Consider the following 13,000-nt stretch of genomic DNA (forward strand, 5'->3'; position numbering starts at 1 on the left):
AGGAAATCTCAATTGCGGGCGGTTACAGGATGTTACCGCCCTACCCCGCCTCCAGCTCGTCATTTCGCGCACAAATCGTCGCTGCGGCATCCAACAAATCAGAGCGCAGCGCATCTTTGGCACGTTGTGCATCGCGGGTGCGCAGTCCTTCGATCATTTCCATATGATCGTCATTGCCGCTCATCAAAGCATCCCGAGCAGATCCGCCGTTGAGCATGTTCAACATCGGGCCATACCTCAGCCACGCCAGCTCGATCACATCCATCAGTTGCGGATTGTCAGCAATCGCATAAATGCTGAAATGGAACTGCTGATTGAGACGCAGATAAGCCTTTAGGTTCAATGCCTCGCTCTGCAGCAATTGATCCATCTGGGCCCGAAACGCCGTCAGCGTGGCGATGTCTTCGGCTGTAACTTTCTCCACCGCACATTCGATGGCACGGCCCTCGACCGCCAAGCGCAAATCCATCAGGTCATCCAAACGCTGCGGTGAGAAAGCCACGATTGACGCGGACCGGCGGGGATGACTTTCCAATGCGCCGATGATTGTCAGCTGATTGATCGCCTCGCGCACGGGCATGTGGCTGGTCTTAAAGACCTGCGCAAACTCATCAATTCGGAATTTTTGCCCAGGAGCAAACTCCCCCATCATGATAGCGTCTTTGAGTTCCTGAAAAACGTGCTGCAGGCTGGATTTTGCCTCGAAACTTTTTAACTCTGGCAGTGTGGAGGACATAAAGCACCTTTGATCTTTGATCGCAAGAAAGCCTATTTCAATCGTGCACCCGTGTCACGCGCAAATTGGCAATCTCGGGTTGAACTATTTGCTTGTGCCACGTTTCTTCTCATAACGACAGCCCGACATCTGAATGGTTGCGGCATGAATATCGCTCAATTGCAGTTTCACTTGATAGCCTGATCGGGATCGATCCGTTACCAATCAGTCCGCCTCTCAATTGACGACACTTCTTATCCTAGATAAAGAATGTCTTGATTGATTCGTAAGGAGATGTCGATGAAACTGAGTGATGGCGTTGAATGGGCGGCCCATTGCGTTTTGCTTTTGGCGGCCTTGCCCGGAGAGGCCCGGTTGTCAGGAGGCGCTTTGGCCGAATTTCACGGTGTGCCCGAGAGCTATCTGCTCAAACACCTGAAGGCGCTTGCCAAGAACGGTATTCTGGCATCCTTTCCCGGACCGGCCGGAGGATATGGCCTGGCGAAACCGCCACAAGATATTTCATTGCTGGACATTGTTCACGCCGTCGAAGGGACGACCCCCGCTTTTCGCTGCTCAGAAATTCGTCAGCGTGGGCCATGTGCCGTCGACGACCCCAAAGCCTATCCCAAGCCGTGTGGCATCAACCGTGCGATGCTCCGCGCCGAAATGGCCTATCGCGAAGCTCTCCAGACAGAAACCATCAGCGATCTCTTAACCGATTTCGCTGCTTCCGTTGACCCGCGCATTGCAGTCCTGGGCCAAGCCTGGGCCACCCAGAATATAAGGAATGTTGTATAATGAAGGTTTTTGTAACCGGCGGCACCGGCGTGCTTGGCCGTCCCGTCATCCGTGCGCTGGCCCGTTGTGGGCACACGATTATCGCAATGGCCCGCAACCCCGCAAAAATGGAGGCCTTGCGCGCGCTCGGGGCGGAGCCGGTCGGTGCCAGCCTCTTTGATCCTTCAAGCCTGCGCGACGGCATGGCAGGCTGCGATGCCGTTCTGCACCTTGCAACGCGCATACCCAAAACATCAGACATGAAATCCGCGACGGCCTGGGCCGACAATGACCGTATCCGGGATGAAGGCACCCGCAACCTTGTGGATGTCGCGCTGGCCAGTGACAGTGTCAAAACCTTCATCTATCCGAGCGTGTTTTTCATGTATGCGGATGGCCGCGACACTTGGCTGAGCGCAAGATCGGCAAAACTCGATCCGCCAACGCCGCTGCGATCCACTTTAACGGCAGAGAACCACGTAGCCCGTTTTGCCGCACACGGCAGTCAAAACCGGGGAATCAATTTGCGGTTTGGCAGTTTCTACGGCCCCAGTTCCCGAGACAGCCAAGAAATGATCGCCATGGCGCGAAAAGGTGTCGTGATGCCCTTGGCCAGCGGCGGCACATACAAGTCAATGATCTGGATCGACGATGCAGCGTCAGCGGTGATCGCCGCACTCAATCATGGCCAATCCGGCACTTTCGATGTGGCCGAGTCAGAACCCTTCACACAAGATCAGGCGATCAAAGCGCTGGCCACGGCCGTTGGCCGCCGCGGTTTGTTCAAGCTGCCACGTTTCCTGCTCCGGTTTGCGCTACATTCCGATATGCGCGGTCTATTGGGCCGCAGCCAACGCATTACCTCGCAGGAATTTTCCGAGATGACGGGCTGGCAAGCTGAGGTGGCCAACCAAACTGAAGGATGGCAACGGATCGCCTAAGCCCCCGCGCCAAAACGCTTTCGTAGTCAAGGCGGGCAAACTTGGCTTGCCGTCAAAAAATTTCCATCAGACCGGAACCGAACCTTTCATCCCGCGTTATTGTCTGAGACCCCGGCCCGGCACCTCGTTTCTGAATTGCCCAGTCTATTGCCGAGTTGGGGTCTCAAACCCAAAACGCCTGCCACGCCGCTGGCTCTGCTGCCTTAGGTCCGCCGCGCAGCGCCAAGATGAAAGCCCAAAATATGACCAGCACGCTGATGACCCGCCTCGCAATTCTGGGCATCGGGGTTGTGACGGCATTTGCGACTTTGGAATATGCCCAGGATTTCTTTGCCCCCGTGCTGTCTGCGTTGATCCTTGGGATCGTGCTTTCGCCGCTTGTCCGGTTTTGGGAACGCATTGGCCTTCGTCCGTCATTGTCCGCGTTTGCCACGGTTGCGTTCACGATGATTGCCGTGGTGTGCCTCGTCCTTCTGCTGGAACCCTACGTGGCAGAGGCCATCGCGCGCGCGCCCGTCATATGGATTGAGTTGCGAACCACGATCGAAGGGATCAGGGCGATGATCCTCGGTTTGGATGAAATTGCAGAAGACGTCGTAGCGGCGGTTGACCCAAAAGGCGAAAAGGCTCCGCCCCCGGCAGAAGGCATTGATGTGCCTTCAATCACGGATGCCTTGTTTTATGCGCCACAGTTCCTGGCTCAACTGATGATGTTTGTTGGTGTTTTATATTTCTTTTTGCTGACCCGAACAGAGATTTACAGATGGGTCGGTGCCTCTGTTCCTACATTAAACAGGGATGATTTTCTGCATGCAGAACGTCAGGTCTCCCGTTATTTCCTGACCATCACCGCGATCAACGGATCGTTTGGCGTGGCCATTGCCATCGTGATGCAGCTGATCGGCATGCCCGGCGCGGTGTTCTGGGGTGTTTCGGCGTTCTTTCTCAATTACATCCTCTACCTGGGTCCGTTGGCCTTGGGGGCCACGCTGCTGGTGGCGGGTTTGGTCGTGTTCAACGGCGCGGCCAGCTTTGCCCCCGCCGCGATCTATCTGTCTATGAATGCTGTAGAGGGCCAGTTTGTGACCCCAGCTATGGTCGGCAAACGCATGTCGGTGAACACGCTGTTGGTGTTTGTGTCGCTGGTGTTCTGGCTTTGGCTCTGGGGGCCGATTGGGGGCGTGATCGCGATTCCGCTATTGATCTGGATGATCACAATCACCGAACGCGCATTGGGTCAGCCGATCGCGGACGGTATCCCGAACCTGATCCGTACAGATCCCGATCAGAGCAAACTCTGAGGGTCGCTCAGAACCAACGCATGTGGGTCGATCTTCGTCGCGATGGCCCCGGCACCTTAGGTTCAGGATCCATTCATCCTGTTTCTCTGGTTTGACAGATTTTGTCTGTGACAAGGCGCTGCTGCGCAGGGACTCTGGTTGAATTTCAAGCAGCTGCAACGAAGCTCACGGGGAAAATCTGCCAAAACTGAAGGACGGCAAAACCTTTTATTTCAGTGGCGTGAGTCGTTTTTAATGAACCCGTTTGTTGCTACATGTCTCAAGCCACTAAACTCGCACGGTTTTGGCGCCAGAGACACAGGATGAATGGATCCTGAACCTAGAAGTCGCCCGGCTCCAACTCAAAGGTTGCCGCGTCAAAACGCACCGTCATCTGATATTGGTCGTCATCGTGCGTAACGTCTATCTCTGCCCCCAATTGGATGGCGAAAGCGGTGATCAGCTTTGACCCCATGCCACTGCTTTTGGGGGCAGGTCTATCACCGAGGCTGTTGGCCAGAACAAAACGGCATTTGTCATTCGCGTCGCGTGTGAAACTCACAGATATTTTGCTGCGCCCAGCGCCTGCAGCGCCCACATATTTCATCGCGTTGGTTGCCGCCTCCGAGGCCAGCAGGGACATCGGCACAGCCTGATCAGGATAGAGCATGACATCTTCGACCTGTAGCTCGACGTCGATGTCCTTGGCGGCGTCTGTCCCGATTTCAACCGACCTTTCGATGATTTCCCGAACCAGTTCGCCCACATTGACCAACCCGCCGCTGCTGGTCTGGTAAAGGTCGCGGTGAATGGTCGCGAGGCTGAGAACGCGATCCTGCATCCGGCGCAGAATGCGTTTTGTATCGTCATGCTGCGCTTCTCGGATTTGCATGTTCAGGATCGAGGAGATCAGTTGCAGGTTGTTCTTGACCCGATGATGCACCTCTTTGAGCAGGACGTTTTTCTGCCGCACAGAATCTTCCAGCTCCGCCTCGTCGCGCAGGATGGAATGGGCCATGGCGAGGAAGGAATTTTGTATGTTTTGCAGTTCGCTTGGCATTTCGCGGGTGCGTTCGTCCGTCAGCAAGGTACGGTTGTCGGCAAAGCGCATCATCTGTGCGCCAACGCTTCGAATGTGGCGAGACACCAACCGGTGCACCGCAAACAGCGCCACGGCAAGGCTGATCATCCACATCAGGGCTGGGAACAGGCTGGTGGGGAGGATCTTGCTGATCTGACCAGAAACACCATTGTCTTTGTCCCAAACGCCCAAGGCAAATATTTTTCCTGCCTCGATAGGCACAACTGCATAGATGCGATCCTCACCATAGACACTCTGGCGGGAAAAGGTTTGCGCACTCACGGTGGAAAACTCTGCAAGGTTGATGCCCAAAGGCAAATTCGCAACGGCAGCCTCTGCGCCGTTGCGGGAACTCAGGATTTCGCCGTTTCCGTTAAAGGTCAGCAGATCCAGCAGCGCCTCATTGCCGCTGTCATCGCCCAGAGCGTCCAGGATGGAATGGGGAACGGACACAGTGACAAATCCAGTCAGATCATCCTCGTCAAACACCGGATGGGAAATATTTATCACCGACCCTTCGCCGTTGGGCCCGTCTATACTGACCTCAATGCGCGGCCTCCCCGTTTCGATGGCTTCGGCAAAGCCGGGGGTGTTGGAATAGTCCAGCTCGACCCCGGATGAAGAACAGTTCATCCGTCCGGAAACCGGTACATAACCGATGAAATTGAAGATCCCGGCGTTCTCCAGAACCTTCGCCAGTCGTTTGGAACATGCTGCCGGATTCTCCAGCATTTGCGGAAGAAACGCACCGACACCAGAGGCGAGACCGAATGCCCGCTGGATGACGATGCGCTCTTCTGCTGCAGCCTGTTCGGTCAAACCCAGCAGGGCCAGTTCCGAATTCTGCTGCGCCTGTTCTGTCACGCTGCGCGTCTGGCTGACAGCAATCATGCCGATTGGCAGCATCGCCAATGACATCATCACCGCCATCCGAAACCGCAGGCTTTTGTACCAGCGCGGTGTTTGATCTTCACTCAGCTTCACTGCGGAACCGTACCTGCACCCGAAATAACTGCCATTGTGGCCGAATCTGTTAATTCCATCGGCCCTTCATCGTCCAGATGCAAAAGTTCCGTAAGCTTGGCGCGGCCACGGTTTGCGCGGCTTTTGACAGTGCCAACCGCCACGCCGCACATATCCGCAGCTTCCTCATAGGAAAACCCGGATGCCCCAACAAGGATCAGCGCCTCGCGCTGTTCGTCTGGCAGCAACTCAAACGCCTGCTTAAAGTCGCTCAACTGCATTCGCCCATCATGATCCGGCTTGACCGAGAGTGTCGCCGTGAACACGCCATCCACATCAGCGACCTCGCGGTTCAGTTTGCGGCGGCTGGAATAATAGGTGTTGCGCAGAATGGTGAACAACCAAGCCCGCATCTTGGTGCCGGGCTTGAACTTATCAATGTTGGTCCAGGCTTTGACAACGGTGTCTTGCACCATGTCATCGGCGGTCGCCCCGTTGCGTGTCAAACTCAGCGCAAAGGCACGCAGGGCCGGCAAATGCTCGACCAATTCATTTCTTGGATCTTCGGACATTAACTGTTGCCCTTCTGCTCAGCATCCTGCGCTTTGAGTACATCAAGAAGATCCTTGAACCGATCAGGGAGCTGCTCCTGCACAAGGTCGGAATAGACCATCTTGAGGTTCTGATCGATCAGGTCTGCTATGCGCTCATCGTCTTTTGATTTGTTATCTGTCATTGCTTCTCGGTCTCTTTTTTTCGAAAAAACTCATCACCCAACGGAACCAAACGCATGATCACCGCGTTTGGTTCCGAAACAAATTGAAAAAAAGGCAAAAAAGAATGTCGGATACACAAGACACTGTGGACCTTTCTGATCAGATCGCACGGGAACTTCCGTACCTCCGCCGCTATGCGCGGGCACTGACCGGGTCTCAGACCAGTGGGGACAATTACGCAATCGCCACGTTGGAGGCGATTCTGGAAGATCGTTCCATTATTCAAGGCGACATGACAACCAAGGTTGGCCTGTTCAAATGTTTTCACGCAATTTGGTCCAGTTCCGGCGCGCCGGTGGTCGAAGACAGTGCCGGTGCGCTTGGCAAGGCCCAGGCACATCTGGCGTCCCTTGCGCCAAACACACGCGAGGCATTGTTGCTGTCCACCGTTGAGGAATTCACCATAGGTCAAGTCGCCGCAATCATGTCTGTCAGCGAGGACGAGGCGCAGCATCTGATCTCGACCGCGCGTTCGGACATGGAAAACAGCGTCTCTGGCCGCATCCTGATCATTGAGGACGAACCGATCATCGCCGCCGATCTCAGTGCGATTGTCAGTGATCTTGGCCATACCGTCACTGGCGTGGGCCGGACCCGCGCAGATGCCGTTGCCAAGGGCAAAGGCGATAAGCCTGATCTCATCCTTGCTGATATTCAGCTGGCCGATAACTCGTCCGGCATTGATGCGGTCAATGATCTGCTGACGGAATTGGGGGACACTCCGGTGATCTTCATCACGGCCTTCCCAGAGCGGCTTCTGACAGGGGACCGCCCCGAACCTGCGTTCTTGATCGCCAAACCGTACAAGGAAGATCAGGTGCAATCTGCGGTGAGCCAGGCGATGTTCTTTGCCTCAACCGAAACACTCAAACGTTGATTTGAACGCGCATCCAAAAAGAAAACCCCGCCTGCACTTCAGGCGGGGTTTTTCGTTGGGTGGTGGCTGTCGCAGCAGGTGCCGGATTTATCCGGACCGTCCTTTGACAGCGCGCGCGATCAACGTGGCGGCAAAAAGTGCCAAAAAGATCAGGAAGAGGATCTGTGCGATACCTGCCGATGCGCTTGCGATGCCGCCAAACCCAAAGATGGCCGCGATGATGGCGACCACAAAAAAGATAACTGCCCAAGAAAGCATGTCATGGTCCTTTCGTTAATGTTGGTGCGTCTCGATGTGACGCTGATCTGAGACAACAACGGACTACCCCTTGGACAAGTTCCAAAGAATCTTGGCCAATGTTTTATGGAACCTTTCGCGCAGCCATCTGTTGTGTGGACAGAGACACACGAACAAAAATAAAGGAGTGATATCATGGCACGTGCCAGCACCAACGGTTCCGCAAAAGACGTTTCTGTTGAAGACCTGACCAATCAGATCGAAATCCTGCGCAAGGATTTGAGCGATCTGACCAGCACAATGTCCGACATGGGCAAAGCCAAGAAAGCGCAGCTTGCCGACGCAGCCGCGCAACAAGTCGAAGCGGCCCGCCAAAAAGGCATTGAGACCGCAGATCTGCTGGGCAGCCACGCCCGCGACGTGCAAGGTCAGGCCAATGATTTTGTGAAATCGCAACCTGCCACCGCACTTGGTATCGCGGCTGGCGTTGGATTTCTTGTCGGCTTGATGAGCACACGCCGCTAAGATGCTGAGCAAGGTCAAACATTCCGCGGCACGGGCCGCTCGCAAGGCCGGCATGGTCAGTGCGGGCGCCCTGTGCGTCCTTGTAGGCGCTGGTTTTCTGACCTGTGCCAGCTGGATTTTTCTGGCGACCGCCTACGACACGTTGATTGCGGCGTCGGTCATCGGCGCGGCCTACGCGGGCATCGGGTTGCTCTTGGTCGGATTGGCCGGATCGGATGAACCACATCAGGACACCGCGCCAGAGCCGGAGGCGACGCCAGCGCCAGCCTCCTCCGACGCGCCGCCGTTACTGCAGGCATTCTTATTTGGTCTTCAGGCAGGCGCCTCTAGTGATCGGCGCTGACCCGAGAAACTGCGTTCTTAACCATATCCGCTGAAAAAGGTCGCGGCAGGACCACGACATTGGCCGCGGCGTCATACACTGTTTCGGCTGAATCGCTCAGCAGAATACTGCGCTCCGCGAGGTCACATTGGACCAGGATGGCGCTGTTTTCCTCAGGCGTTTCTGACAAGGGTTGCCAAATGATCAAGGACGCCTTGTCCTGACCTTTCGCCGCCTCTTTTGCGTCCTCCGCAGACCGATAGGTGACAATATGCGCCGCGGGGTCCAAATCCTGCAACGTTTGTGCAAGGTCCAACGCCACGACGACGTCATCCAAGACGATGACTACTTTTCTTCGCATGTGCGTTTCCCCAAAGTGAAACACCAATATAGCGCCACGGAAACAAACCGCATTAAACTATGACATAGGAGCAGACATTAAATGGCCCAAAAATGCGAAAATTGCCCACTACGTCAAAAACCCCTATTTCAAGACCTCTCGGCAGAAGAAGTTCGCTTTATGCAGAAATTCAAGGTGGGCGAGCTCGTCGTAGATCCCGGCACGCCAATCTTGATGGAGGGGTCCAACAGTCCACAGCTTTTCACGGCGCTCAGCGGCATGGGACTTCGGTACAACACATTGCCAAATGGCCGCCGGCAAGTGCTGAGCTTTGTGTTTCCGGGTGATTTTATCGGGATGCAGGCGGGCATCATGGGCGAAATGGGTCATTCCGTTGAGGCGACAACGCAAATGACCCTTTGTGTGTTTGACCGATCAGGCATTTGGAACCTTTTTAAATCTCACCCCGAACGCGCGTTTGATCTGACGTGGCTTGCGGCCAGCGAGGAACATTTCCTGGGCGAGGCGCTGTCTTCCGTCGGGCAGCGCAGCGCCATTCAAGCCATCGCTTGGGCAAAGGTGCGGGTGTTCCAACGGGGACAGGCATTGGGATTGGTACGCAACGGTGTGATGCCCTTGCCCTTCCGGCAACAGGATCTGGCCGATGCACTGGGGCTTTCGCTTGTGCACACCAATAAGACGCTGGCGGTCCTGCGTGACCGGCAATTGTCATCATGGTCAGACGGCGAGTTGCAGATCAACAACCTCGAAGAGCTGGCACGCATTGCCGAAACTGACACCGAAAAACTGCCCGCGCGGCCGATTTTGTGACATTCCATGGAACCCCGAAGGCAAGTCGTGCGTTAATTCGCTCAGGCTGAGATATGAAAGACCCCATGATAGCGCCCGAATATATTCACCGTAGCGGCCTCACATGAGCAAACGCGCCCTTGTCGCCAAGCTGATCCAGGATGTCCGCGCCAGCTATTGGTTCTTGCCGGGCTCATTGGTTTGCCTTGCCGCCGTTCTCGCGCAAGGCACCCTGTATCTGGATCAGCATCCCGATCTATTGCCATTCGATTTGCCCAAAGGTTTGCGCGACACCCAAGTGGACGGGGCGCGGTCTTTGATGTCGATCATCTCGCAATCTGTGTTCGGGGTTGCCGGGGTGATGTTCTCCATGACGATTGTGGCTGTATCCTTTGCCTCAGGCAATTTCGGGCCACGGCTGATTGGCAATTTCATGCGCGATCGGGGCAACCAATGGAGCCTTGGCATTCTGGTTGCCACCTTCGTTTACGCCTTGCTTATCACCCGCGCGATCCAAAGCCCGACAGGCGCCGATGCAGATCTGTCCACCGCTCTTTTTGTCCCTTATCTGTCGATTCTCATCGCGCTTGGGCTGACCTTCGTGTCGGTCTTCACGGTTGTCTATTTTGTCCACCACATCCCTGAGACAATCAATGTGTCCAATATCACCGCCGGACTGGGCAAACGCCTGGTCAGGGATATCAAGGCGCTGATTGATGCCCAGTCAGATCGTGATCCCGCCGGGGCCTCGCAGCAACCCACCGGTGATCCCGCCATGACCGTCACCCTGGGGCAATCCGGCTACATTCAAACCATGAACAAGGACCAACTGCGTGATCTGGCGCAGGATCATGACCTGTTCATCGATGTTCCCCTGCCCGTGGGCGAATTTGTCACGGAAGACACCGTGGTTCTGCGGATCTGGGGGCCAGACGTACCAGACGAAAGGAAGGAGGAACTGACCTCCTGTTTCGCGCTTGGCCATAGTCCGACGGAAAGTCAAAACCTGATGTTCATTGTTGATCAACTGGTCGAGATGATTGCCCGCGCCATGTCACCGGGGGTCAATGATCCGTTCACCGCTATCAATTGCCTCAACTGGTTGCATTCGGCCTGTGTGGTCGCGGCCAACCACGAGGGTGGCTTGCGCCCTGCGCAAGATGGTCCCGTGAAAACCAAAGCACTGGAATTTGGCGATCTTCTGGAGGCAAGTTTTGGAGTGCCGTGGAAATATATCCATGCCGACCCGCTTTGCGCTCGTCATATGCGGGTGATCTTTGCGCAATTGCCCAGCCAGCTGGAACATCCCGACCATCTGGACAGCTTCCGTGCCTTTATGGATCGGGTGGATCCGGCAATCTGATCTTAACGCAGCCGCGCATTGGTTTTGGCGTCAAAGAAATATGCGGTGCCGGGCGCAAGGACCACTTCAACTGCAGTGCCTGACCGGATCAATTCATCGCCCTTGGTCTCGACCACGATCCGCTCTGATGTTGGGGTGTTGAGATAGTCATAGGCCACCCCGCCCAATTGTTCTGAAATATCCACCGTGATCGGGGAACTCGCCGGCTTGATCGTCAAGTCCTGCGGGCGCAGGCCCACGGTGATGTCGCTGCCCTCTGCTGGCAAGGCCACCGATGCGGCGATCACGGCATCATTCAGCGCCGGAATGCGCACCTTGCCGCCCTCCACCACACCGGTCACAAAATTCATACTGGGCGATCCGATGAACCCCGCGACAAATTTATTGTCCGGGTTCTGATACAGCTCCATCGGGCTGCCGACCTGTTCGATGCGCCCGGCCCTGAGCACGACGATCTTGTCGGCAAGGGTCATGGCTTCGACCTGATCATGGGTGACATAAATCATCGTCGCGCCGATCTTGTTGTGCAGGCGGCTGATCTCCACGCGCATATCAACGCGCAACTCGGCATCAAGATTGGACAGGGGTTCGTCGAACAAAAACACCTCCGGCCCGCGCACAATGGCGCGGCCGATGGCAACGCGCTGGCGTTGTCCACCGGACAGAGCCTTCGGCTTGCGGTCCAGATAATCGTCCAGTTGCAAAATGCGGCTCGCCTCGGCGACTTTCTTTTCAATCTCGGCTTTGGGCACGTTGTTCATTTTGAGGCCAAAGCCCATATTCTCTTTCACCGTCATATGCGGGTAAAGAGCATAGGTCTGGAACACCATCGCGATGCCCCTGTCCGAGGGATCATCATGGGTCACGTCGCGCCCGCCGATATGGATCTGGCCGCCCGTGGTTTCCTCCAGCCCTGCGATCATCCGCAGCAAGGTGGATTTGCCGCAGCCCGAGGGGCCGACAAAGACGCAGAACTCGCCTTCGTTGATCTCAAGATCGACGCCATGGATCACCTGAACATCACCGTATTTTTTGACGGTCTTGGAAAGTGTAACACCGGACATTTCAGTATTCCTTCGCGGTTGTTAGGACGGGAATTGCCAGGACGTTGCCTCGGCCCCGATGTTTTCAGCAGCTTGCAAAAGTGGCGCACGGAATGCGTCCAACCCTTCAAGCGTATGACGTGTGGTGGATGTGGCAATCGACAGCGCCCCAATGACACGGCCATTCGTGGTCAATATCGGCGCGGCGATTGAGATGATGCCCTGTTCGTGTTCCTGTCGGTCAAAGGCAATGCCCGCCTCGCGGATCGCTTCAAGCTCGATCGCGAGGCTTTCGGCGGTGCAATGGGTGGCGGGGGTATATTGGAAATAGGCCTGTTGCAGCAGCGCCAGTTGCAACCTTTTTGGAGCCATAAAGGCAAGCATCGCCTTGCCCACACCCGTGCAATAGGCGGGCGCAACCTTACCCGCTTCGGCGAGGGTTTCGAAACGGTCTGTCGCCTCCAGCTTATCAACGAACAAAACCTGACCGTTGTCGATCTGCGCAAGGTGAACTGTTTCACCCGCCAGCGCCGCCAGCTCTTCGACAAAAGGCCGCGCGATGGGGGCAAGCGAGGCGTTCTTCCATGCCGTATGGGCCAGCCGCATCAGACGCAGGCCAAGTGAATATGTCCCGTCTTCGGGGTCATATGACAGCATGTGTTGATTCGTCAGCGTTTGCAGGAACCGATAGAGCGTCGCCTTGGGATGAACGCTTTGCGCCAGCAGTTCAGAGAACCGAACAGGGCGGCCAATCTCTGCCACCATATCCAGTATTTCCAAAGCTTTTCCGACTGTTCCGTCGTTTTGAACCGGCTTGTTCACGTCAAATTCCCCTCCCGCTTCAAAGGGCGCGACCCCATGAAACTGTTGACATGGATAGCTGATCAGCGCAGTGTTTTCAATAGTTGAGATTAAGGTTTCAATATTTGGAACCGACCGTCAACAGG

16 protein-coding genes are annotated in these 13,000 nt (G+C 55.7%); 8 read left to right on the forward strand and 8 right to left on the reverse strand.

What is annotated here, in order from left to right; all coding sequences use genetic code 11:
- Positions 1–40: 40 nt before the first annotated feature.
- Positions 41–736: a GntR family transcriptional regulator gene (locus K3754_RS16005; protein ID WP_259938535.1), complete on the reverse strand. Its 696-nt coding sequence runs from the start codon at positions 734–736 to the stop codon at positions 41–43.
- Between the two features lie 279 nt (positions 737–1,015).
- On the opposite strand from K3754_RS16005, the gene K3754_RS16010 reads away from it, so the two are divergent.
- The 3 genes from K3754_RS16010 to K3754_RS16020 all read left to right on the forward strand — a co-directional run bounded on the left by K3754_RS16010 (position 1,016) and on the right by K3754_RS16020 (position 3,737).
- On the forward strand, positions 1,016–1,516 hold the full coding sequence (locus K3754_RS16010) for an Rrf2 family transcriptional regulator (RefSeq protein ID WP_203210147.1): 501 nt from the start codon (positions 1,016–1,018) through the stop codon (positions 1,514–1,516).
- Entirely contained in the window at positions 1,516–2,436 is a 921-nt protein-coding gene (locus K3754_RS16015) for an NAD(P)-dependent oxidoreductase (RefSeq protein ID WP_259938537.1), read from the forward strand. The genes K3754_RS16010 and K3754_RS16015 overlap by 1 nt, the downstream gene beginning before the upstream one ends.
- A gap of 227 nt (positions 2,437–2,663) precedes the next feature.
- Positions 2,664–3,737 (forward strand): AI-2E family transporter, encoded by a 1,074-nt coding sequence (locus K3754_RS16020; RefSeq protein WP_259938538.1) that lies wholly within the window; start codon positions 2,664–2,666, stop codon positions 3,735–3,737.
- Positions 3,738–4,056: 319 nt separating this feature from the next.
- Here the strand turns inward: K3754_RS16020 and K3754_RS16025 are convergent, their stop codons facing one another.
- Genes K3754_RS16025 through K3754_RS16035 form a run of 3 tightly spaced genes read right to left on the reverse strand, consistent with a single transcriptional unit; the run spans position 4,057 to position 6,496 of the window.
- The gene (locus K3754_RS16025; protein WP_259938539.1) at positions 4,057–5,781 is read right to left on the reverse strand and encodes a sensor histidine kinase; all 1,725 of its coding nucleotides are present in this window, start codon (positions 5,779–5,781) and stop codon (positions 4,057–4,059) included.
- Complete coding sequence (locus tag K3754_RS16030; protein ID WP_203210143.1) at positions 5,778–6,332, reverse strand: RNA polymerase sigma factor; 555 nt, start codon at positions 6,330–6,332, stop codon at positions 5,778–5,780. Before K3754_RS16030 ends, K3754_RS16025 begins: the two co-directional genes overlap by 4 nt.
- Positions 6,332–6,496, reverse strand: a complete 165-nt coding sequence (locus K3754_RS16035; protein WP_160168848.1) for a NepR family anti-sigma factor — start codon at positions 6,494–6,496, stop codon at positions 6,332–6,334. The genes K3754_RS16030 and K3754_RS16035 overlap by 1 nt, the downstream gene beginning before the upstream one ends.
- A 104-nt stretch (positions 6,497–6,600) precedes the next feature.
- Here K3754_RS16035 and K3754_RS16040 point away from each other — a divergent pair, with 104 nt between their 5' ends.
- Positions 6,601–7,413: a response regulator gene (locus K3754_RS16040; protein ID WP_259938543.1), complete on the forward strand. Its 813-nt coding sequence runs from the start codon at positions 6,601–6,603 to the stop codon at positions 7,411–7,413.
- An 87-nt stretch (positions 7,414–7,500) separates the two neighbouring features.
- On the opposite strand, the gene K3754_RS16045 is transcribed toward K3754_RS16040, so the two are convergent.
- Entirely contained in the window at positions 7,501–7,671 is a 171-nt protein-coding gene (locus K3754_RS16045; protein ID WP_259938545.1) for a DUF1328 domain-containing protein, read from the reverse strand.
- Between the two features lie 174 nt (positions 7,672–7,845).
- On the opposite strand from K3754_RS16045, the gene K3754_RS16050 reads away from it, so the two are divergent.
- Together K3754_RS16050 and K3754_RS16055 are read left to right on the forward strand one after the other, a co-directional pair.
- Positions 7,846–8,175, forward strand: a complete 330-nt coding sequence (locus tag K3754_RS16050; RefSeq protein ID WP_259938547.1) for a YqjD family protein — start codon at positions 7,846–7,848, stop codon at positions 8,173–8,175.
- Between the two features lies 1 nt (position 8,176).
- On the forward strand, positions 8,177–8,518 hold the full coding sequence (locus K3754_RS16055; protein ID WP_259938549.1) for a phage holin family protein: 342 nt from the start codon (positions 8,177–8,179) through the stop codon (positions 8,516–8,518).
- Here K3754_RS16055 and K3754_RS16060 read toward each other — a convergent pair.
- The gene (locus K3754_RS16060) at positions 8,502–8,858 is read right to left on the reverse strand and encodes a hypothetical protein (protein WP_259938551.1); all 357 of its coding nucleotides are present in this window, start codon (positions 8,856–8,858) and stop codon (positions 8,502–8,504) included. The genes K3754_RS16055 and K3754_RS16060 overlap by 17 nt on opposite strands.
- A gap of 81 nt (positions 8,859–8,939) precedes the next feature.
- On the opposite strand from K3754_RS16060, the gene K3754_RS16065 reads away from it, so the two are divergent.
- Together K3754_RS16065 and K3754_RS16070 are read left to right on the forward strand one after the other, a co-directional pair.
- Positions 8,940–9,668, forward strand: coding sequence for a Crp/Fnr family transcriptional regulator (locus K3754_RS16065; RefSeq protein WP_203210137.1), 729 nt, complete (start codon positions 8,940–8,942; stop codon positions 9,666–9,668).
- Between the two features lie 103 nt (positions 9,669–9,771).
- Positions 9,772–11,010: a DUF2254 domain-containing protein gene (locus K3754_RS16070; RefSeq protein WP_259938554.1), complete on the forward strand. Its 1,239-nt coding sequence runs from the start codon at positions 9,772–9,774 to the stop codon at positions 11,008–11,010.
- Positions 11,011–11,012: 2 nt separating this feature from the next.
- Here the strand turns inward: K3754_RS16070 and K3754_RS16075 are convergent, their stop codons facing one another.
- Both K3754_RS16075 and K3754_RS16080 read right to left on the reverse strand, forming a co-directional pair.
- Positions 11,013–12,074 (reverse strand): ABC transporter ATP-binding protein, encoded by a 1,062-nt coding sequence (locus K3754_RS16075; protein ID WP_259938555.1) that lies wholly within the window; start codon positions 12,072–12,074, stop codon positions 11,013–11,015.
- Between the two features lie 21 nt (positions 12,075–12,095).
- Positions 12,096–12,875: an IclR family transcriptional regulator gene (locus tag K3754_RS16080; protein ID WP_259938556.1), complete on the reverse strand. Its 780-nt coding sequence runs from the start codon at positions 12,873–12,875 to the stop codon at positions 12,096–12,098.
- Positions 12,876–13,000: the final 125 nt, after the last annotated feature.

The organism is Sulfitobacter sp. M368 (assembly GCF_025141875.1).
Lineage (GTDB): Bacteria > Pseudomonadota > Alphaproteobacteria > Rhodobacterales > Rhodobacteraceae > Sulfitobacter > Sulfitobacter mediterraneus_A.